This is a genomic window from Arthrobacter sp. D3-18 (genome assembly GCF_054408525.1).
The window spans coordinates 3,496,262-3,516,643 of the sequence record NZ_CP096440.1; the positions used below are offsets into that span (position 1 = coordinate 3,496,262).

Here is a 20,382-nt window from a genome sequence, read left to right on the forward strand (position 1 = left end):
ACTCTGTTCCTCTCTCAAAAGCCTGCGAAGTTAGCTGTCGGATTCGGGTCAGAGAGTACAAAGACCCGGTCCGCACGAGGCGCTCACGGCACACAGGTATCCCAAGAGGGACTTGCATACGTGGTCACTTCTGCTGCGGACTTCACCCCAAGGCTGCTTCTTTAGACAGCCGCTTGTGGTTCCCCCGCCTCTGCCAGTGGTGTGTAACACACCTGATCCGCTGGCAGAGCTCGGCTCCGGATCAGGTAACGCTTTGGTATCAGCGCTAGTAGATAACTATAGGGGATTAAGGCCTTCGGTAATAAATTCGTTATCAACAGGAACGGGCTGAGCGGAAGAGCCCTTTATCATCAATTCCGGAAAACCGCAGGTCACACGCGCGGCGAAGGTCCAAAAGTGAGGTTTGACACCTGTGCTGGCCCAGCGCCCGTCAGCTAAGTGAGACGAAGACGTGCGCAGCAACTTCGGGAGGTAGCTCCAAGGCGCCCTCGATACCGGGGACCCGGACCGAGATGTACTCGCCGACGCGTTCCAACGAGACGCTGGCACCCGGACGGATTCCGCCTTCGTCCAATTGGGTGAGGAGCTCAGGCTCCACCTGGATGGGCTCCGCGAGGCGGCTCACAACTACGCGGGAATCGGTAGCGTAGCCGTCCATGGCCTGCAGCAGGTTGACATCAAGCCGGGGGAAGGGCTGGCTGGCAAGGCCACCCAGTGCTTCAAGTCCAGGAATAGGGTTGCCATAGGGAGACTCCGTGGGGTGCTCCAGGAGCTCGTACAGCCGGCGCTCCACCCGCTCGCTCATGACGTGCTCCCAGCGACACGCTTCGTCGTGCACGTAGGCCCAGTCCAGACCAATAACGTCGGCCAACAGCCGCTCCGCAAGGCGGTGCTTGCGCATGACCTCGGTAGCGCGCTTCCGGCCCACTTCAGTGAGTTCCAGGTGGCGGTCGTTGGACACGATCACCAGTCCGTCGCGCTCCATGCGTCCGATGGTTTGGGAAACAGTGGGTCCGGAGTGGCGCAATCGCTCAGCAATGCGGGCCCGGAGAGCCACAATGTTTTCTTCTTCAAGCTCCAAAATGGTCCGAAGATACATCTCAGTGGTATCGATCAGATCCGTCATCCAGCTCAGCTCTCCTCGAACGCAGTTCCTTGCGTAATCTCCACCGTACCGCGTCCCTAGCAAGGGCGGACGGTGTGCACCGCCGCCCCATGAACGCCAACCACCAGCCTAGCTTATTTGGAATTACTCTGGATAATTTTGGTCGCATCCGGTTAGTCTGCATTCCACGTGGCGGACTATGACGGCCGCAGGTTCCTGCGCCCGGGCCGGGTCAGGCAGAATTGGGGTGTCGAAGGGGCAGTTGATGCCCCCTGCCACGACCCATCTCTAGCCGATACCATTGGAGCCCTACGTGAGCGACAACAGCATCACCATTCCCGCCGACCTGCTGCCCAAGGATGGACGCTTCGGCGCTGGACCGTCCAAGGTTCGCCCGGAACAGATCGAAGCGTTGTCTGCCGCGTCGACCACCATCCTCGGCACCTCCCACCGTCAGGCTCCGGTCAAAAACCTGGTGGGTTCTGTCCGCGAAGGACTCAGCCAGTTCTTCCGCGCACCTGAAGGCTATGAGGTTGTCCTCGGCGTTGGCGGCTCCACGGCGTTCTGGGACGTGGCTGCGTTTGGCCTGGTCGAGAAGAAGGCCCAGCACCTCTCGTTCGGCGAGTTCGGCTCAAAGTTCGCTGCCGCCACCAACAAGGCACCGTTCCTGGATGCTTCGTCAATCATCAAGGCTGAACCCGGCACCCGCCCCGTGGCTGCGGCCGAAGCCGGAGTGGACGTCTACGCTTGGCCCCAAAACGAAACATCAACCGGTGTGGCCGCTCCGGTGAAGCGCGTTCAGGGTGCCGATGAAGGCTCCCTCGTCCTGGTGGACGCCACCTCCGCGGCCGGCGGGCTGGACGTAGATGTCGCCGAGTCGGACGTTTACTACTTCGCCCCGCAAAAGAACTTCGCCTCCGACGGTGGCCTCTGGCTGGGTCTCTTCTCCCCCGCCGCCCTGGAACGTGCAGCACGGGTCAAGGCGAGCGGCCGCTGGATCCCGGACTTCCTGGATCTGCAGACCGCCATCGACAACTCCAAGCTGAACCAGACCTACAACACCCCTTCGCTGTCCACCCTGGTAACCCTGGACGCCCAGGTGCAGTGGCTCAACAGCAACGGCGGCCTGGACTTCGCCAGCAAGCGCACGGCAGACTCCGCCAACCGTATCTATTCCTGGGCCGAGGCCTCGGAGTACGCAACGCCCTTCGTTGCCAACGCTGAAGACCGCTCCAACGTCATCGCCACCATCGACTTCGATGACTCGATTGACGCTGCGGCCATTGCCAAGGTCCTGCGCGCCAACGGCGTTGTGGACACCGAGCCGTACCGTAAGCTCGGCCGCAACCAACTGCGCATTGCCACGTTCGTCGCCATTGAGCCGGACGACGTTTCCGCTCTGCTCGCAAGCATCGACTACGTCGTGGGCGAGCTCAAGAAATAGCACCACGGCCTTGAGCGGCGTCGTGCGGGTAGCTCCCGGACGGCGCCGCGGCCGTTTAAGGCGCGTTAACCTCCCTGCTAAGGCGCGTTATCCGCCCTGCCGACCTGCGCCGTCGTCGTCGCTCTCTGGACGGGAAAGCAGCGACTCCACCCGGAAGTGCTTCAGTCCGCGGGCCCGGCGGTCGAAGCGGAGCCGCAGCTGATTCGCACGGATGATCCACAGCAAACCCACGACGGCGGTGCTGACGCCGGCAACCGCCGCAACGCCGACCGCCCACCGTGGGCCGCCGGCGTTGGCCACCAAGCCCACCAACGGTGCACCGATGGGAGTGCCGCCCATGAAAATGGCCATGTAGAGGGACATGACCCGCCCTCGCATGACAGCCTCGGTGGTGGATTGCACGTAGCCGTTGGCGCTGGTGATCAGAGTCAGGGCGAAGAGGCCACAGGGAACCAAAGCGAGCCCGAAGAGCACCGCATTGGGTGCCAGGGCGGCCAAGGCGCTGGCAACGCCGAAGCCGCCAGCGGCCCCGAAGATCAACCTGAGACGCGGTCTCCCGCGTCGGGCAGCCAAGAGTGCACCAGTCACCGACCCGATGGCCATGACCGAGTTCAACGCTCCGAACGCGCCGGCGTCCATGCCGAATTGGGTCCCCACCATCGCGGCGATGAACAACGGGAAGTTCAGTCCGAAGGTACCCACAATAAAGATCGCCACCAGGACCACCTGAATATCCGGCCTGTTCCTGACGTAGCGCAATCCTTCCCGGATGCGCCCTTTACCGGCCGCCGCCCTGGGCTGGATGCGGAGGGACGCCGCGGGAATGAGTTTGAGCGCCCACAGCATGGCCACGAAGGACACGGTATTGATGAGGAACACCCAGCCGGGCCCCACCACCACCGTCAGCACGCCTGAGACAGCGGGCCCGATCATACGGGCCACATTAAAGGACGCGCTGTTGAGGGCCACTGCGTTAGGAAGGTAATCGTCGGTGACGAGTTCGGAGACGAAAGTCTGTCGGACCGGAGCGTCCAGGGCGGTCACGATTCCCAACAGCAAGGCAAAGAGGTAGACATGCCAAAGTTCGGCGATGCCCAGCAGCACCAGCACTCCCAAGCCCGTGCTGAGGAGGGCCATGGCCACCAGGGTGAGGAGAAGCAGCTTCCGCCGGCTATATCGGTCGGCCAGCAGGCCCGCCCACGGAGCAAGGAAAAGCTGGGGACCTAGTTGGAGTGCCAAAGTAATACCCATGGCACCGGCGTCGTGCGCTGTCAGGTGGTCGAAGACCAACCAGTCCTGCGCCGTACGCTGCATCCAGGTGCCGATGTTGGAGATCAGCGCACCGAAGAACCAGATGCGGTAGTTGAGGATTCCGAGTGACCTAAAGGTGGACATCAGCGTCCGCCTTCACTGTGGTCACCCCGGGTTTCCGCAAGGCCTATTCAGCCCCGGTTTCGTCGTCTTCGTCGTCCTCGGTTTCATCGTCGGCCAGCTCGGTGGCCTCGTCCTCGGACTCAGCTTCGGCCGGTTCCGTGGCCTCGTCTTCGTCCGCCTGCACGGACTCTTCCGTGACGTCTTCAACGGTCTCTTCCACCAGCGGCTTCTCATCCTCGGGGCGGACGCGCTTGGCCCACGGCACCCATTCAGGAGCCAGGATGGAGTCCTCGGAGGGCAGCAAACCGAGCTCGCTCACCGTCACGATCTTGGAGCGCGAGTTACGGGTCACCACGGCATACCACTGCCAGCCGCCGTAGCCGGCCAGCCGGGACTCGAACAGGTGGGTGACCACGCGGTCGCCCTCCGACTTGGCGCCAAGGTGCGCCCCCACCTCACCCGGGTTGGCTATGCCTTCAACTGCCTCACGCGCAGTATCGACGGCGGCAGTCAGGAAGGCGTCCGGCTTACCGGTGCGCCACACGGGCAAACCGGCGCGGGACTTGGCCGCGACGGGCTTCCGCGCGGGGGCGTCCCCGTTTCCAGGAGCCTGGGCAGCGTCAGGGCCGGCCTTGGTGTCCTGTGCGGATTCCGATGTCATAGCCGGTCCTAGGCTTCCAGCTCGTCGGCAACCTTGCGCAGTGCCATGCTGATGGCCTTGGCCTTGTTGCCATCAGGATACTTGCCTGAAGACAAGGAGCCCGAGAGGTTGTCCAGCACGGTGACCAGGTCCTGCACCATGGGTGCGAGGTCCCTGGCGTTCATGCGCTTGGCCTTGGCAATGGACGGTGTCTTCTCCAGGACGCGGAGTCCCAATGCCTGTGCTCCGCGGCGACCGTCGGCCACACCGAACTCCACGCGGGTTCCAGCTTTGAGCTCCGTTACGCCCGCAGGCAGGGATGTCTTGGGCAGGAACACTTCCTGGCCATCTTCAGCCGCGAGGAATCCGAAGCCTTTTTCCTTGTCATACCACTTGACCTTGCCGGTAGGCACGTAATCAACCTTCTTCGTTCTTGCTTTTGGGAGACACGTCGGGCCGATCACCGCATCCACAGGGATCTGCGGGATCGAGGGTGACAGCCCGGTCCGTGTTGGTCTGTTCCTTCAAGGTTATCCTGCCGAACCCCCTATTCCCGCTTTGCCGCGACCACGCAGTACACGAACAGGGCAAGAGCAGCCGCAATGAATCGTCCCGGCGTGCTGCTGCTAGCGTTGTGGGCATGACTTCCCCGGGTTACCGCCGCCCCATCATGATCACTGCAGCCGTCATTGCCGTCATCTCTTTGGTTGCCGTCGGCACGGTCATGGCTGTGGCGTTCAACGGTGGCGTGCCGCCGGTATGGGTGACGTGGACGGCCCTTTACGGACTGCCGGTGGCCTTCATGCTCGCCGTAGTCCTGGTTGTCGACTCCGTTCGCCAGCGCCGCCGACAGTAACCTCCTGCCCCAGTGACGGGCACGAGCGGCCCGGGGGCGGTAACGTTGGATTGATGTCCCTTATACGCGCGCTCAGCAAGGAACTCGAAGCGCGCAGCGACAATTCGCTGCGGGCCTTGTTTGCCGCGCGACCGGACCTGATCTCCCCCATGGCTCCAGACTTCCCGGCTTTGGCTGCCAGGGCTAGCGCCCGGGTCAGTGTCCAGAGGGCTTTGGAGCGGCTGAACAAGCCTGAAATGCAGGTCCTGGAAACACTGCACCTGTGCACCAATGCCGATACCGGCCACAGTATTTCCGCGGCCGGGCTGAAGAAGGTTATTGCCGGTTCCACCCTGTCGGCGCTGGACCCCATCCTCGCCAAATTGCAGGAATTGGCACTAGTACACAGGGCAGATCCACCCACTGGCTCCCCGGCAACGTCGTCCCGTCAGCGCTTCTACCTTCCCGTGGGCAGCCTCAAGGACGTCATCGGCATCTATCCGGCCGGCCTTGGCCGCAGCTACACCGAACTTGTACGGCTCCAACCGGCCTTTGCCCAGCGGGTGGTGCAGTTGGTAGCCGAGCTACATCAAAGCGGTGCGGGCATTCACCCCGCCAGCACTCCGATGGACGCAGCTTTGGCCCTGCAGCGGTGGACGTCCACTCCTGAGAACCTTCGTGCCATCCTGGCTACGGCACCGGAGCGGACCGTGGGCCTATTGGACAAGTTCGGCAGCTGGGCCATGGGCGCAGTACCCCAAGCGCAGCGCCGGGCGTCGGTCACCCACGAAAGTCACGACGTCGGGCCTATCGATTGGCTGTTGGCGCGCGGCTTGCTGGTCCCCTTGGATGCCGGCCACGTGGAGCTGCCCCACAGTGTGGGTCTTGCCTTGCGCGGTGGTGCAATCGTGGATGACTTCACGCTGGCCCCGCCTGTTCCGGAGCTTGGCCATACGAGCGCTGCCCTGCGACGCAACGCAGCAATGGGTGCCATCGCCGAAATCCTGCGGTTGACTGCTGAGCTGCTGTTCGCAGTCAGGGAGCAACCCCTGGCCACCCTCCGTAGCGGTGGCGTGGGTGTGCGTGAACTGAGGCGTTTGGCGGAGTCCATCCGTTTGGGCGTCCATGAGGCCGCCATCCTCTTGGAGTTGTGCGCCATGGCCGGGCTGCTCCGCCTGGACGTGGACAGTTCCACGTGGATACAGCCGCCGTCGCTTGAATGGCTCAACCTGCCCCGGCAGGAACAGTGGCTGTGGCTGGTCAACGCTTGGTTGGCCAGTGAGAGGGCACCTTCACTGGTGGGGCAGCCGCTCAGTGGTTCGTCGTCGTCAGCCCATCAAGGCGCAGCCGGCACCACCATCAACGCCTTGTCCGCGGAAGCACAGCGGCCCGACGCCCCGGTGGTACGCCGCCGGGTCCTGGAGATCCTGAACGAGCTCACCGTAGAGGCCGCAGCGCCGGATGGAAAGGCACCCGTTTTGGATGCTCGAGCCGTCCTGCAGCGCGCCGAATGGGCGCAGCCGCGCATGTCCCGCCGGTTCAGTTCCCTGGTGCGCGGCATCTTGGAGGAGGCCACAATCCTGGGCCTCATGGGCTCCGGTGCATTGACGCAGCTCGGTTCGGCTATGGCTGACGGCCAGCCGGAAAAAGCCATGACCATCCTCGGCGAGCACTTGCCGGCTGCCGTAAACCACATCCTCCTCCAAGCGGATCTCACGGCGGTGGCCCCCGGTTACCTTGCGCCGGAACTCAGCGAAACCCTCTTATTGATGGCCGACGCCGAGGGCCAAGGCCCGGCGTCGATCTATCGGTTCTCTGCCGCCACCATCAGGAGGGCGCTCGACGCCGGACAGGATGCGGAATCGCTGTTGGCGTTCCTCCGTGAGCATTCCGCCACGGACGTACCCCAACCGTTGGAGTACCTTGTTCAGGACACGGCTTCCCGACATGGCCGCCTTCGTATCGGCACCAGTGCCAGCTTCATCCAGAGCGACGACGAAACAGCCATCACCGATCTCCTCCGCGAGGCCCGCACGTCGGCGTTGAGCCTGGTGCGGATCGCCCCCACTGTCCTGACGTCCTCTGCCAGTCCGCGCGAAACTGCGCGTGTCCTCCGCGAGCTGGGACTCTCGCCTGCCGTGCAGGAGGCCGAACCCGCCGTCGTGCGTTTCAAACGGACCACGGCGGTGCCCGGGAGCGCCCGCCCGGTTTATACAGCCCCCCGAACTGCACCGCCGGACGACGACGTCGAGGCACAGCTTTCGGTCCTGCGGCAACACCGCGCGGTCCCGGCCGAAGCGACGGGCGAGGCGGCCACCCAGCTCGGTCTGGAGACACTCCAAACCGCGATCCGGCTCAAACAGGCTGTCACTATGAACGTGGTGGACAGCTTGGGGAATGCCAACACCGAAACTGTTGTTCCTGTATCCGTCTCCGGTGGGCGCGTCAGGGTTTTCGATCCCGCCAAGGACACCGAAAGGGTGTTGTCCATCCACAGGATCATCGATGTGGAACCCGCCGGAGAACTGCGTTCATGAAAGCCCGCGCCGTTCATGAAAACGGCGCGTGATGCTGTGCAAGTGAGGACTCAACCCCAGTGAGGATTAAACAGTGACCGACGGTCCGCTGATCGTACAAAGTGACAAGACCATCCTGCTGGAGGTCGACCATGAGCTGGCTACGGAGGCCCGGCACGCAATCGCCGCCTTCGCCGAGTTGGAGCGCGCCCCGGAACATATGCACAGCTACAGGCTGACGCCGCTGGGTCTCTGGAACGCCCGGGCGGCAGGTCTGGATGCGGAGCAGGTGCTGGACACGCTGCTGAAGTATTCCCGTTTTCCCGTGCCGCATGCGCTGCTGATCGATATCGAAGAGACCATGTCACGCTACGGCCGGCTCAGGCTTGAGAAGGATGCCCAGCACGGACTGGTGATGCGGACGGACGATTACCCCGTGTTGGAGGAAGTCATCCGCGCTAAAAAGATCGCTCCCCTGCTGGGGCCGCGGATCGACGGCGAAACCGTGGTGGTGCATTCGTCCCAGCGTGGACAGTTGAAGCAGCTGCTCCTCAAGCTGGGCTGGCCCGCAGAGGACCTTGCCGGCTACGTGGATGGGCAACCGCACCTCATCATGCTGGACGAGAGCGGATGGCAGTTGCGTCCGTACCAAAAGCTGGCCACGGAAAACTTCTGGGCTGGCGGCAGCGGCGTCGTCGTACTTCCCTGTGGTGCGGGAAAAACACTGGTGGGTGCGGCAGCGATGGCCACGTCCTCCACCACAACGCTGATCCTGGTCACCAACACGGTCTCTGCCCGGCAGTGGAAGGATGAACTGCTCAAGCGGACATCGTTGACCGAAGACGAGATCGGCGAATACTCCGGTGCCGTCAAAGAGGTCCGGCCCGTCACCATAGCCACCTATCAGGTCCTCACCACGAAGCGCGGTGGGCTCTACCCGCACCTGGAACTCGTTGATGGGCATGACTGGGGCCTCATCATCTATGACGAGGTGCACCTGCTGCCCGCCCCGATCTTCCGGATGACCGCGGACCTCCAGGCCCGGCGTCGGCTCGGCCTCACGGCAACGTTGGTTCGGGAAGACGGCCGGGAAGGTGAGGTGTTCAGCCTCATTGGTCCCAAGCGCTACGACGCACCCTGGAAGGACATCGAGGCGCAGGGTTACATCGCGCCGGCCGACTGTGTTGAAGTCCGCGTCGACCTCCCCCGTGACGAACGGGTGGCCTACGCAATGGCAGATGACGCCGATAAATACCGGCTCTGCGCTACGTCGGAGACCAAGACAAAACTGGTGGAAGACCTCGTGGCAGTCCACAAGGGTGAGCAGTTGCTGGTGATCGGCCAGTACATCGACCAACTCGATGAGATCGCTGAACGGCTGGACGCTCCCCTGATCAAGGGCGAAACCAGCGTCAAGGCACGGCAGAAGCTCTTCGACGCGTTCCGCAAGGGTGAGATCCACACCTTGGTGGTGTCCAAGGTGGCCAACTTCTCCATTGACCTCCCTGAAGCATCGGTCGCCATACAGGTTTCAGGTTCCTTTGGCTCGCGGCAGGAAGAGGCCCAGCGGCTGGGGCGCCTCCTTCGGCCCAAGCAGGACGGCCGTGCGGCCAGGTTTTACTCGTTGGTAGCGCGGGACACCCTGGATCAGGATTTCGCGGCGAAGCGCCAAAGGTTCCTCGCCGAGCAGGGCTACGCGTACAGGATCATGGATGCCAAGGATGTTGGCAAGGACGTTGGACAGGAGCAGTAAGCAGCCCCTGCTGATTTCGGCCGGAATAATAATCCTCAGGCCTCTTGCTATTCATCTCCAGCAACTTTACGATTCCAAGTGAAGCTCTCCGCCCTTATTGGTTGCCCCTGGTCCAGGCAACCTGGCGGCCAGCCGTCGGCAGTGGGGGAAGCCCGCAGCCAGGGAGCCGACGGTTTGAAGGCCTTGAAGAATCTGTGAATTGATTACCAGAGGATTCCCCATGCGCAAAGCCCTCCTGGTCCTCTCCGCGATCGTCCTGCTGTCAGCACTCGCACAGCTGTTTTTCGCCGGATACTTCCACTTCCAAAACACCATCGAAGCCCAGCGTGAAGCTGGCGTCTACCATGCCGTCAACGGCCAATATGTGCTGCGATACTCGGCATTGCTGGCCGCGATCGTAGCTGCCATTGCCAAGGTTGGATCCCGCACCATCTGGTTGGCCGCGGGCATCTTCCTGCTGACCTGGCTTCAACTGTTCATCTTCATCATCGGCGGCATGTTGACCGGTTCCTCACCGGAATTCATCACTCCGGCAGGCTCGTGGGTAGTCTCCATCCACCCGATTGTTGGAGTGCTGATGATCTTCATGTCCTATTGGTTGTTCAAGCGTGCCCGCGCGGCAGCCCTCAACCCTCAACCGCTGCCTCCCAAGGCTGCCTCCTCGGATGCTTCCACGTCGTCCAGCACAGCGTGAGCACTTGCAGCTGTGAACACCTCGCAGCTGCTGGCGGTGGACCTGCTGCTGTCCGTGTTTGCGGCCGGCGCGTGGATTGCCGCTGCTTGGATGACCGCGTCCTTGAGGGACAAGTCCCGCCGGACTGATCTGGCATTGCTGTTAGTGGGTATAGCCGTCGCGGTGACAGTGGGGCGGTATGCATTGCTTCCTGCTTTGGTGGCGGGCAGTTGGTGGTTTGCCAGCGAACGCATAACCATCAACGTGCTCCTGACCGCCATCCCCGCGGCTTGGGCCGCGGCGGCCGGTGTTCCGTTCTTGCTGAGGAGGCGGAACGCCGGCCCCCAATCAGTTACTGAAGATCCGCGACCGTACCGTGAGTGGGCGGTGCTGGCTGTGATTGCAGCTGCCGCCTCTGCCGTGGCATCACTTGCCCTGACATTGCTTCTCGGGCCGTTCCCGGCTCCTTGGAGCCGTGTGGTGCTGCTGTTTATGGTGGCCGCGTCCGTGCTGATCGCCAAGCTCGCACTGTTTTCGCCGCGGCCTTCGTTGCGACGCGGTACGCAGTTAAGCGCTGCCGTTCGGGCGGGACGCAGTGGCGGCGCTTCACCCGCCGGCAGGCGTCCGACGGCGGCTACCGCCGTTGCCGGGCTCATGATCTGTACCGCTTTGGGCTCTGGAGTCTTTGCGTGGCTTGGGAGCCGGTCCGCCGACGGCGCAACCATCGCTGCCGCCGTCGCGCATCACGGTGGTGCTGACGTCGTGGTGACGGATCCGACGTCGGTCAACAGCTTGGTAGGCGAAACCCCCACCAACGCTATGGTCCGGCACTACGAACTGACTGCCCGAGTGGAACAGGTGGTGCTGTCATCCGGGCAAACCACGGAGGCCTGGACCTACGGCAGCCTTCCCGGTCCAGCCTTGGAGGCCCAACTGGGCGAAGTAATGGAAGTGGTGCTGACCAACCGCGACGTGACTGCTGGCGTGACCCTTCATTGGCACGGTTACGACGTCCCCAACGCCATGGATGGTGTAGCCGGGGCGACACAGGACGCCATCATGCCCGGGGAATCCATGACCTATCGTTTCCTGGCGGCCCAAACCGGCACCTATTGGTACCACACGCATCAAGATTCAGCCGAGGGGGTCCGCAGGGGCCTCTACGGCACGTTCGTCGTGCACCACCCGACTTCGCCCCGTGCTGACACGGACATTGTGGTGGCCGGGCACGACCTCAGCGGTCTGGGGTTGCTGGGCTCCTCAGACCGTGCCACCGGGCATACTGCTACCCCTGGCTCAAGCGTGCGGGTCCGGCTCATCAACACCGATTCCGTGCAGCAGCGATACCTGATCCAGGGCACGGCCTTCAAAGCCGTTGCGGTTGACGGAACTGAAGTGAACCAGCCGCAGGAAGTGCACGACAAACTGGTCCGGCTTGGCGCCGGCGGCCGCATGGACATCGCCTTCACCATGCCTGACTCACCAGTCACCGTACGTTCCGATGCTGCGGCCAACGCCGTCGTCGTCATCGCTCCGGGTGGATCCGCTGGCTCGGCTGGCTCGGCTGGCTCGGCTGCCGCAGATCAAGCCACCAAACCTGAGGAGATGGTTCCCGAAAAGGCGCCAGCAGGCGTTTTCGCCACCATGCCCGTGCTCGACCTTTTGGAGTATGGCAAACCCCTGGCCGAGGGAGTGGATGGTGCCGGGGAACTGGAAGATGCCGGCAAGGCGGCAGAGCCCGTACGTCCTATCGCCCGCGAAGAGGTGATGGTGCTCGACCGGCAGTTCCGTTTTGTTGACGGCATACCCCGGTACGCATTCACCGTGAACGGGGCAGCATATCCGCTGGTTCCGTCCATTGAGGTTGCCGAGGGCGACACCATCAAGGTGACCGTAGTGAACCGCACCTCCGAGCCGCATCCCATGCATCCCCACGGGCATCACGTGCAAGTACTGAGCAGGAATGGCGTAGCTCCAAGCGGGTCACCGCTCGTCCTGGACACCGTGGATGTGTTACCCGGCGAAGTGTGGGAACTGCTGCTTCATGCCGATAACCCGGGCATCTGGATGGACCACTGCCACAACCTGGACCACGCAGCCGAGGGAATGATGATGCTGCTGAAGTACCAGGGTGTGTCGTCGCCGTTCGTGCACGGCGGACACTCCAACAACCGGCCCGAGTGAGCTGGTCGGGCCGGAGTGAGCTGGTAGGGAGGCTTGCGCTTCAGGCGACCATCCGGCTGGTGACCTCGATCTTGACGTGGTCTACCACTGCCCAGCCGTCTTCATCGCGCAGTTGGGCACTGGCGAACCGTTCGGCTGCGGCCAGGTTCTCAAAATCTTCCCGCCGGATGCGGCCGGAATCGGTATCCAGGTACGTCACGTGGAACTCGACGTCACTGTCACGGTGCTGGTGGATGCTTGCAGGAGCTGCTGTGTTTGCCATGTTTTAAGTGTGGAGGGGGGCACTGACATTTTTAGAAGCATCCGTGGGCGTGTTCGGATTTCGGGGATGCGGCACGTTCGACCATGCAGTACTTTCGCCGCCTCAGGGTTTCCGCAGATACAGCGCTGAAACGTCGCGGACGGTTTCGCTGAGCACATCAAGCACACGGGAGGCGGTCCGCCAGCGTTGCCAGTAGAGCGGCACATCGATGGGATGGCCGGGGGCGAGCTCGATCAGCCTGCCGTCGGCGATTTCCGGTCCGCATTGAACTTCCGGAATGAGCCCCCAGCCGAGCCCCAAACGGATCGCGTCACCGAAGTCCTGGGACGCAGGGACGTAATGGCGCGGTCCTTTCCGTTCCGGAAGCGCCTCGCCCTCAGCTTTGAATGCCGACTTCACAAAGGCCCACTGGTACGTGTCCTTGCGGTCGAAGTCCACGGTGGTCGCGGCATTGAGCGCGGCCCCGGTCAAGCCCCTTCCCGAGTCCAGGCCCTTCCACAATTCCGGGAACCAACGGTCCACAAAATGCTTTGCCGCAACCGCGCGGTACCGCATGACGCCGAGGCTCTCCACGCGGCAGCCCTGCACAGGCTCTGGTGTGGCGGTGACGGCAGCCATGACCGTGCCGGAGCGCAGCAATGAAGTGGAGTGTTGTTCGTCGTCCCGGTGAAGGTCGAACGTGACGTTAAGGTCTGCGGGAACTTTGGCCAACGCTGCGAGGAACCACACCGCCAGCGAATCCGCGTTGACCACGATCGGCACAGCCAACTGCGCCCCGTCGGCGCCCAAGCCCAGTTCCCGCCCGGCATCAGCTTCCAGTTGCGCCACCTGCCGGGCAAGACGCAGCACAACCTCGCCTGCTTCAGTGGCTCTGGCAGGGTTGCTGCGTTGCAACAGCACGCTGCCAGCGGACTGTTCGAGCGCCTTTAGCCGCTGGGAGACGGCCGACGGAGTGATGTGAAGCAGGCGCGCAGCAGCGTCCAGCGTGCCCTCGGAGAGGACGGTCGCGAAGGTCAACAGCTGCTCGGACGGAAAGTAAGGCATAAGAAGATCTTATGTTGCGTGAGAATCTTTAGCTGGTCTAAATGTGGTGATCACCATAGTTTCGAAGGGTGAACCATACTGATTTCTTCCACTCCGCAGGCTTGGGCATGGCCACCGGACTCGCCCTTATTGTCGCCATCGGAGCCCAGAATGCTGTCGTACTCCGCCAGGGAATCCGGGGCGAGCACGTCGTCCCTGTCGTGGTGGTGTGCGCGTTGAGCGACGCCGTCCTTATCGCTGCCGGAGTCCTTGGCACCGGTGCCCTTATTACGGCAGCTCCGACCGCCGTCGTCGTTCTTCGCTACGTGGGGGCTGCCTTCCTGGTGACTTATGGCATCATGGCCGCCCGCCGGGCGTTGCGTCCGCAATCGCTGACAACAAGTAAAGGACCAGTCAACGACGGCGGCGCGAAGCGCAGTCTCCCTGCCGCCGTCACCACAGTCCTGGCATTGACGTGGCTGAACCCGCATGTCTACTTGGACATAGCCCTCCTTGGCTCGATTGCCAGCGCTCAAGGCGCTCAACTGCAATGGTGGTTCGGTGCCGGCGCCATGCTGGGCAGCATCATATGGTTCTCGTCGTTGGGATTCGGCGCGCGTTTCCTCCGCGGTTTCTTCGCCCGGCCACTGGCTTGGCGATTCTTGGATGGGGGGATAGCTGTGACCATGGTTGCGCTGGGAACAGGGTTGGTGTTGGGGGCCTGAACGTAGGCCCAACGGGCCGCAGCCACGCAGTCCGCTCACATGCAGCATCCAGTGAACTCCCAGTTTCTGGGAGCATCATGGATGTCATGAAAAAGAACGGTCCCGAAGCCAAGCTTCTCGTTGTCGACGACGAGCCCAACATCCGCGAGCTGCTTTCCACGTCGCTGCGTTTTGCAGGCTTCGAGGTCGTCGCGGCCGCCAACGGTCGCGAAGCACTTGCCGCGGCCGATCTGCATTCCCCGGATCTGGCCGTCCTGGACGTCATGCTGCCGGACATGGATGGCTTCACGGTGACCCGGCGCCTCCGCGCTGCCGGCAAGCACTTCCCCGTCCTCTTCCTCACGGCGAAAGACGATACCGAGGACAAAGTCACGGGCCTCACTGTGGGCGGCGACGACTATGTCACCAAGCCCTTCAGCTTGGACGAAGTGGTGGCCCGCATTCGTGCCGTCCTTCGCCGCACGCAGCCGCTTGAGGACGACGACGCCGTGATCCGCGTCGACGATCTTGAACTCGACGACGACGCCCATGAGGTCCGCCGGGGTGGCACCGTGATCGAGCTGTCCCCCACGGAGTTCAAGCTCCTGCGCTACCTCATGCTGAATCCCAACCGTGTACTGTCCAAGGCCCAGATCCTGGATCACGTCTGGGAGTACGACTTCAACGGCGACGCCTCGATCGTGGAGTCCTACATCTCCTATCTGCGACGCAAGGTGGACATCGATCCCGATGCCGCTGCCCTCATTCAGACCAAGCGCGGCGTGGGCTACGTGCTGCGAACGGCAGAGAAGCGCTGACCCTTGCTGCTTCGCTGGAAATCGGCCTCCCTGAGGTCGCAGCTCGTCGCCATCATCATGGGCCTGCTCCTGCTTGCCCTGGCGGCTACGGGCGCGGGAACGCTAACGCTCGTCAAGAGTTACCTGCAGGGTCAGGTGGATGACAAGCTCAAGGCCGCGGTTGCTTTGGCACAGGATCAGCAATCCTTTGACAGGCTGGCTCAACCCAACCCTGCGACTCCCACCGACTCCGCCGTGCCCACGGACTACTCGCTGACGCTGTATGTACCGGGCCTCGAACCGTACCCCTTCGGCGGCAGCCAGAGTGATCGTCCCGCGATCGCCAACATCACCGCAGCTGAAGCTAAACTCCGTGGCAACTCCCCCTTCCAGGTCAAGGGCACTGCCGGTACCAACTGGCGCGTGGTGGCCATCGGCGTCACTGCAAATGGCCAAAACGGCGTAGTCATCATCGGGCTGCCTCTCACGCCCGTAGACAAAGTGATGGAGCATGCTGTCCTGGTGGTTGTCGGCGTTGGCCTGTTAACGCTCGTCTTGGCGTTCTTCATCGCCACCTGGACTGTTGCACGCTCCTTCCGTCCCCTCGCCAAGGTGGAAAAGACTGCTGCGGCCATCGCGGCCGGTGATCTGTCCCGCCGTGTGGAAGTGGACAATCCCCACACCGAGGTTGGCCGGCTGGGCGGTTCCCTGAACGCCATGCTTGCCCATATTGAGGCTTCCTTTGCTGCCCGCGCCGCTTCTGAGGGGCGCATGCGCCGCTTCGCAGCCGACGCCTCCCATGAGCTGCGTACCCCCTTGGTAACCATCCGTGGCTTCTCTGAGCTATACCGTCACGGCGCCTTGGGCACCAAAGAGGATGTGGCGATGGCGATGGGCCGGATCGAAAGCGAAGCCAAGCGCATGGGCTCCATGGTGGAAGACCTGTTGATGCTGGCCCGCCTTGATGAACAGCGCCCACTTCAGCTCAAGCCTGTGGACCTGCAGCTCCTTGCACACGATGCAGTGGTTGATACCAGGGCCTCATCCGGAGACCGGAGTATCACGCTCACCGGACTCGACGACGCCGCCCCCACTGCCGCGCCGGTCCAAGGTGACGAGGCCAAACTTCGGCAGGTCATCGGGAACCTCGTGGGAAATGCGCTGCGGTACACGCCCGAGGGAAGCCCCATAGAACTGGCCGTCGGTGTTCGAAACTCCCCCAGCGGTTCAGTTTCCGTCATCGAAATCCGCGATCATGGGCAGGGCATTCCGGAGTCTGAAACCAACAAGATTTTCGAGCGCTTCTACCGTTCGGACACCTCGCGGACCCGCGAGACGGGCGGCAGCGGCCTCGGTCTCGCGATTGTTGCCGCGATCGTCGGTTCCCATGGCGGTACGGTCCAAGTGGCAGAGACCGACGGCGGCGGTGCCACTTTGGTGGTCAGCCTTCCGTTCCACGAGGAATCGGCCGAGCTCCTGTCCACCTGACGCCCCTTATCCACATATCGCCATTTTCCACATAACGCCTTTGTCCACATAGCGACGAACACCTGTTCTGCGGTTGCGGGAGTCTGCCTAGGCTCGATGTTGTAGCCAAGCATCCTGCCGCAATCCGCGGAACATCCTCGTCGAAAGGCACCACCCATGAGCGTCATCTCCGTCGATACCGAATTGCTCCAGCTAAAATCGGCCAACGTCAAAGGAACTGTTGATCGCATCAGCTCCGACGTGCAGACCATGCGGCGCGGCCTGGAGGAACTTGAGGCGACTTGGCGGGGAACAGCTGCCACAAATTTTCAGGCGCTCGTCATGGAGTGGGCACTGACTCAGAGCAAGGTTGAGGCCTCCTTGGCTTCCATCAACATTGCCCTGTCCTCAGCAGCCACGAGCTATTTGGAAGTGGAGCAGGGAAACACCCAGCGCTTCACGTACTAACTGCCCTGTACCCGGTCCTCCCTCACCCATGAACTCCTGCGGGGCTGACTGTCTTCCCCCTGTGCAGCAGCCTCGCAGGTCATGAGGAATTGTCTCCGGGCTCGGTTCTACCGGTTCAGTGCTCCAGCGTTAGTTCTCGACAGTCCCTTGGTGGAACCGCAGACGCCATTGACCGCGGTCGAGCATCCAGACGGAACTCCGGAGCGCCGAGCCTGTGTGCGCGAAGCTCCGGTAATTCAGCAGGATGGTGTTGTCACTGAGCCTGTCTGCGCTAAGTAGTTCAAGTTCAGTCGGTTCACCGGGGTCCTCTTCCAGCGCCATCATCATGGCGTCCCGTGTCCAAAACCTGCCCGAGCTGCCGATCTCCGCGAAGTCAGGGTGGAGAAGCACACCGATCCTGCCAATGTCAGCCCTCACGTCGGGCCTGAGCAGTTCCCGTTCCAACGCCAGGACTGTGTCCTCAGCTGACAGTTGCTGCGCCGAAGCGTCATCTTCAAGTTCGCTGAAGAGATCGGCTTGGCCAAAGATGCCGGACTCGCCAAAGAGCGTGGGCTCAAAGTGCGGCCGCGGAGTGCGATCAGGCTTTGCGGACGCAGAACCAACGCTTGCGGAGGAGACCCCGGCAGCAGCGCTTGCAGGGACCGGCTCTGAAGAACGGGTTTGTGCTGCCCGTGCTTCCACCTGCGGCTGAGAATCGTTCTGCTCGTGCGCACCAGGGAAGCCGGGGCCCGCCCGGTGCGCTACGCCCTGCTGGTACGCCGTAGCAACGGCGCGTGCTCGCTCATCAGCGGCTTCGTTGAGGTCGTGGCCGGCATGGCCCTTAACCCATTCGAAGGTATATTTGCGGCCAACGATTGCTTGGTCGATGTCCTTGAGAAGGTCCACGTTCAGCACGGGCTTTCCATCAGCTTTCCGCCAGCCCTTCCGCTTCCATCCCGGCATCCATTTGGTGATGCAGTTGATGACGTACTGACTGTCGCAAAGGATCAGCAATTCTTCTTGTGGCACGTGGGCAGTGGACCGGAACAGGTCGAGGACGGCCATCAATTCGCCCTGGTTGTTGGTACCGTGCGGCCAACCTCCTGCTCGCCAACAGGAGTCGTCAACATACCAGGCCCAACCGGCCGGCCCAGGATTACCGAGGGCGGAGCCATCGGCGGCAGCAATAATCGTCATAACGTTAATCCTGCCAGACCCCACCGACACTGAAACCGTGGTATCACCCAAGTAGGTCGCAGTACACGTCGTTATGAGCGCTCAAAAGGGCCTGATCTGCTACCTACTTGGGTACGCGGCCCTGTCCTTCCAGCTTTGACGAGGCAACAAAACGGCGGCCCCCTCCAAAGGTGAGGACCGCCGTCGTGATGCTGTTCAGTGTGATGCTGGGCGCTGTATCGCTACAGCAGGTTGGCTTAGAAGCCGCCCATGCCACCCATGTCGTCGCCGCCAGGAGCCGGAGCGTTCTTCTCGGGCTTGTCGGCAACTACAGCCTCGGTGGTCAGGAAGAGACCAGCGATGGAAGCAGCGTTCTGGAGAGCCGAGCGGGTGACCTTTACGGGGTCGTTGACGCCGGCAGCCAGAAGGTCTTCGTAGACACCCGTGGCAGCGTTCAGGCCGTGGCCGGAAGGCAGGCCGCGAACCTTGTCCACCACAACGCCCGGCTCGAGGCCGGCGTTGAAGGCGATCTGCTTCAGCGGTGCGTCGATGGCAACCTTGACGATGTTGGCACCGGTTGCCTCGTCACCCTGCAGGGTGAGGTTGGCAAATGCCTTGGCGCCGGCCTGGATGAGGGCAACGCCACCACCGGCAACGATGCCTTCTTCAACAGCAGCCTTTGCGTTGCGGACTGCGTCCTCAATGCGGTGCTTGCGTTCCTTGAGCTCAACTTCGGTTGCGGCACCGGCCTTGATGACTGCAACGCCGCCGGCCAGCTTGGCCAGGCGTTCCTGCAGCTTCTCGCGGTCGTAATCGGAGTCGGAGTTCTCGATTTCGGCGCGGATCTGGGCCACACGGCCTGCGATCTGCTCGGCGTCGCCGGCACCTTCAACGATGGTGGTCTCGTCCTTGGTGACAACAACCTTGCGGGCGGTGCCGAGGAGTTCCAGGCCAGCGTTTTCGAGCTTGAGGCCAACTTCTTCGGAGATGACCTGGCCACCGGTGAGGATGGCGATGTCGGCCAGCTGAGCCTTGCGACGGTCACCGAAGCCCGGAGCCTTGACGGCAACGGACTTGAAGGTGCCACGGATCTTGTTGACGATCAGGGTGGCCAGGGCCTCGCCCTCGATGTCTTCGGCGATGATCAGCAGCGGCTTGTTGGACTGCATGACCTTCTCCAGAACCGTGACGAGTTCCTTCACGTTGGAGATCTTGGAGTTGACGATCAGGATGTACGGGTCTTCGAGGACCGTTTCCTGGCGCTCTGCGTCAGTAACGAAGTAAGCGGAGATGTAACCCTTGTCGAAGCGCATACCTTCGGTGAGTTCGAGCTCCAGGCCGAAGGTGTTGGATTCCTCGACCGTGATGACGCCTTCCTTGCCCACCTTGTCCAGGGCTTCGGCGATGAGGCTGCCGATTTCCGGGTCACCGGCGGAGATGGAAGCCGTAGCTGCGATCTCTTCCTTGGTTTCGATTTCCTTGGCGGAGGCGAGCAGTTCGCTGATGACTGCCTCAACAGCCTTCTCGATACCGCGCTTGAGGGACAGCGGGTCGGCGCCGGCGGCAACGTTGCGCAGCCCTTCCTTCACCAGTGCCTGGGCGAGAACGGTTGCAGTGGTGGTACCGTCGCCAGCGACGTCATCCGTCTTCTTGGCAACTTCCTTGACCAGTTCTGCACCGATCTTCTCGTAAGGATCGTCCAGCTCGATCTCCTTGGCGATGGAAACACCATCGTTGGTGATCGTGGGGGCGCCCCACTTCTTTTCGAGGACGACGTTGCGTCCACGCGGGCCGAGGGTGACCTTGACGGCGTCTGCGAGGATGTTCAGGCCCCGCTCGAGGCCGCGGCGTGCCTCTTCATCAAATGCAATGATCTTGGCCATAACGGCGGTAGTCCTTTCGGGACAGTCGTTAAGAAGGTACCTGTCAGATGGGGTGCCCGCGACGGACGGTCTTTCGCTTGCGGCCTCTGTATGCCCCGC

18 protein-coding genes and 1 riboswitch are annotated in these 20,382 nt (G+C 62.5%); of the genes, 10 read left to right on the forward strand and 8 right to left on the reverse strand.

All coding sequences use genetic code 11. From position 1 onward, the window contains the following. Positions 1-4: 4 nt before the first annotated feature. Positions 5-205, reverse strand: a riboswitch (cyclic di-AMP (ydaO/yuaA leader). Between the two features lie 225 nt (positions 206-430). Continuing rightward, complete coding sequence (locus M1D89_RS18165; RefSeq protein WP_017197636.1) at positions 431-1,126, reverse strand: iron-dependent transcriptional repressor DtxR; 696 nt, start codon at positions 1,124-1,126, stop codon at positions 431-433. 292 nt (positions 1,127-1,418) lie between these two features. On the opposite strand from M1D89_RS18165, the gene serC reads away from it, so the two are divergent. Continuing rightward, on the forward strand, positions 1,419-2,549 hold the full coding sequence (gene serC, locus M1D89_RS18170) for a phosphoserine transaminase (RefSeq protein WP_498645649.1): 1,131 nt from the start codon (positions 1,419-1,421) through the stop codon (positions 2,547-2,549). Between the two features lie 87 nt (positions 2,550-2,636). On the opposite strand, the gene M1D89_RS18175 is transcribed toward serC, so the two are convergent. Genes M1D89_RS18175 through M1D89_RS18185 form a run of 3 tightly spaced genes read right to left on the reverse strand, consistent with a single transcriptional unit; the run spans position 2,637 to position 4,976 of the window. Then, positions 2,637-3,944: an MFS transporter gene (locus tag M1D89_RS18175; protein ID WP_498645652.1), complete on the reverse strand. Its 1,308-nt coding sequence runs from the start codon at positions 3,942-3,944 to the stop codon at positions 2,637-2,639. A gap of 43 nt (positions 3,945-3,987) precedes the next feature. Further along, positions 3,988-4,584 carry a DUF3027 domain-containing protein gene (locus M1D89_RS18180; RefSeq protein WP_498645655.1) on the reverse strand — a complete coding sequence of 199 codons (597 nt, stop codon included), beginning with the start codon at positions 4,582-4,584 and terminating at the stop codon, positions 3,988-3,990. Between the two features lie 8 nt (positions 4,585-4,592). Continuing rightward, complete coding sequence (locus tag M1D89_RS18185) at positions 4,593-4,976, reverse strand: cold-shock protein (RefSeq protein ID WP_011773749.1); 384 nt, start codon at positions 4,974-4,976, stop codon at positions 4,593-4,595. Between the two features lie 227 nt (positions 4,977-5,203). Here M1D89_RS18185 and M1D89_RS18190 point away from each other — a divergent pair, with 227 nt between their 5' ends. From M1D89_RS18190 to M1D89_RS18210, 5 genes are all read left to right on the forward strand, one after another. Next, positions 5,204-5,419, forward strand: coding sequence for a hypothetical protein (locus M1D89_RS18190; protein WP_498645657.1), 216 nt, complete (start codon positions 5,204-5,206; stop codon positions 5,417-5,419). Between the two features lie 53 nt (positions 5,420-5,472). After that, positions 5,473-7,935: a helicase-associated domain-containing protein gene (locus M1D89_RS18195; protein WP_498645658.1), complete on the forward strand. Its 2,463-nt coding sequence runs from the start codon at positions 5,473-5,475 to the stop codon at positions 7,933-7,935. Positions 7,936-8,008: 73 nt separating this feature from the next. Next, complete coding sequence (locus M1D89_RS18200; RefSeq protein WP_017197630.1) at positions 8,009-9,667, forward strand: DNA repair helicase XPB; 1,659 nt, start codon at positions 8,009-8,011, stop codon at positions 9,665-9,667. Between the two features lie 220 nt (positions 9,668-9,887). Beyond that, positions 9,888-10,361, forward strand: coding sequence for a hypothetical protein (locus M1D89_RS18205; RefSeq protein WP_178994263.1), 474 nt, complete (start codon positions 9,888-9,890; stop codon positions 10,359-10,361). Between the two features lie 12 nt (positions 10,362-10,373). Continuing rightward, positions 10,374-12,524 (forward strand): multicopper oxidase family protein, encoded by a 2,151-nt coding sequence (locus tag M1D89_RS18210; protein WP_498645661.1) that lies wholly within the window; start codon positions 10,374-10,376, stop codon positions 12,522-12,524. 40 nt (positions 12,525-12,564) lie between these two features. Here the strand turns inward: M1D89_RS18210 and M1D89_RS18215 are convergent, their stop codons facing one another. Then, positions 12,565-12,786 (reverse strand): hypothetical protein, encoded by a 222-nt coding sequence (locus M1D89_RS18215; RefSeq protein ID WP_498645663.1) that lies wholly within the window; start codon positions 12,784-12,786, stop codon positions 12,565-12,567. A gap of 102 nt (positions 12,787-12,888) precedes the next feature. Continuing rightward, entirely contained in the window at positions 12,889-13,830 is a 942-nt protein-coding gene (locus M1D89_RS18220; protein WP_498645665.1) for a LysR family transcriptional regulator ArgP, read from the reverse strand. A 68-nt stretch (positions 13,831-13,898) separates the two neighbouring features. Between M1D89_RS18220 and M1D89_RS18225 the strand changes: the two genes are divergently transcribed. The 4 genes from M1D89_RS18225 to M1D89_RS18240 all read left to right on the forward strand — a co-directional run bounded on the left by M1D89_RS18225 (position 13,899) and on the right by M1D89_RS18240 (position 17,245). Next, a complete protein-coding gene (locus M1D89_RS18225; protein WP_498645667.1) occupies positions 13,899-14,534 on the forward strand; it encodes a LysE/ArgO family amino acid transporter in 636 nt (211 codons plus the stop codon). A gap of 86 nt (positions 14,535-14,620) precedes the next feature. Then, positions 14,621-15,331, forward strand: a complete 711-nt coding sequence (locus tag M1D89_RS18230; RefSeq protein ID WP_024819794.1) for a response regulator transcription factor — start codon at positions 14,621-14,623, stop codon at positions 15,329-15,331. Positions 15,332-15,334: 3 nt separating this feature from the next. Beyond that, complete coding sequence (locus M1D89_RS18235; protein ID WP_498645668.1) at positions 15,335-16,798, forward strand: sensor histidine kinase; 1,464 nt, start codon at positions 15,335-15,337, stop codon at positions 16,796-16,798. Positions 16,799-16,954: 156 nt separating this feature from the next. Further along, positions 16,955-17,245, forward strand: coding sequence for a WXG100 family type VII secretion target (locus M1D89_RS18240; protein WP_498645670.1), 291 nt, complete (start codon positions 16,955-16,957; stop codon positions 17,243-17,245). A gap of 129 nt (positions 17,246-17,374) precedes the next feature. Here the strand turns inward: M1D89_RS18240 and M1D89_RS18245 are convergent, their stop codons facing one another. Next, positions 17,375-18,421, reverse strand: a complete 1,047-nt coding sequence (locus M1D89_RS18245) for an RNase H family protein (RefSeq protein ID WP_498645672.1) — start codon at positions 18,419-18,421, stop codon at positions 17,375-17,377. A gap of 236 nt (positions 18,422-18,657) precedes the next feature. Further along, the gene (gene groL / locus M1D89_RS18250) at positions 18,658-20,283 is read right to left on the reverse strand and encodes a chaperonin GroEL (RefSeq protein WP_011773738.1); all 1,626 of its coding nucleotides are present in this window, start codon (positions 20,281-20,283) and stop codon (positions 18,658-18,660) included. Positions 20,284-20,382 lie beyond the last annotated feature (99 nt).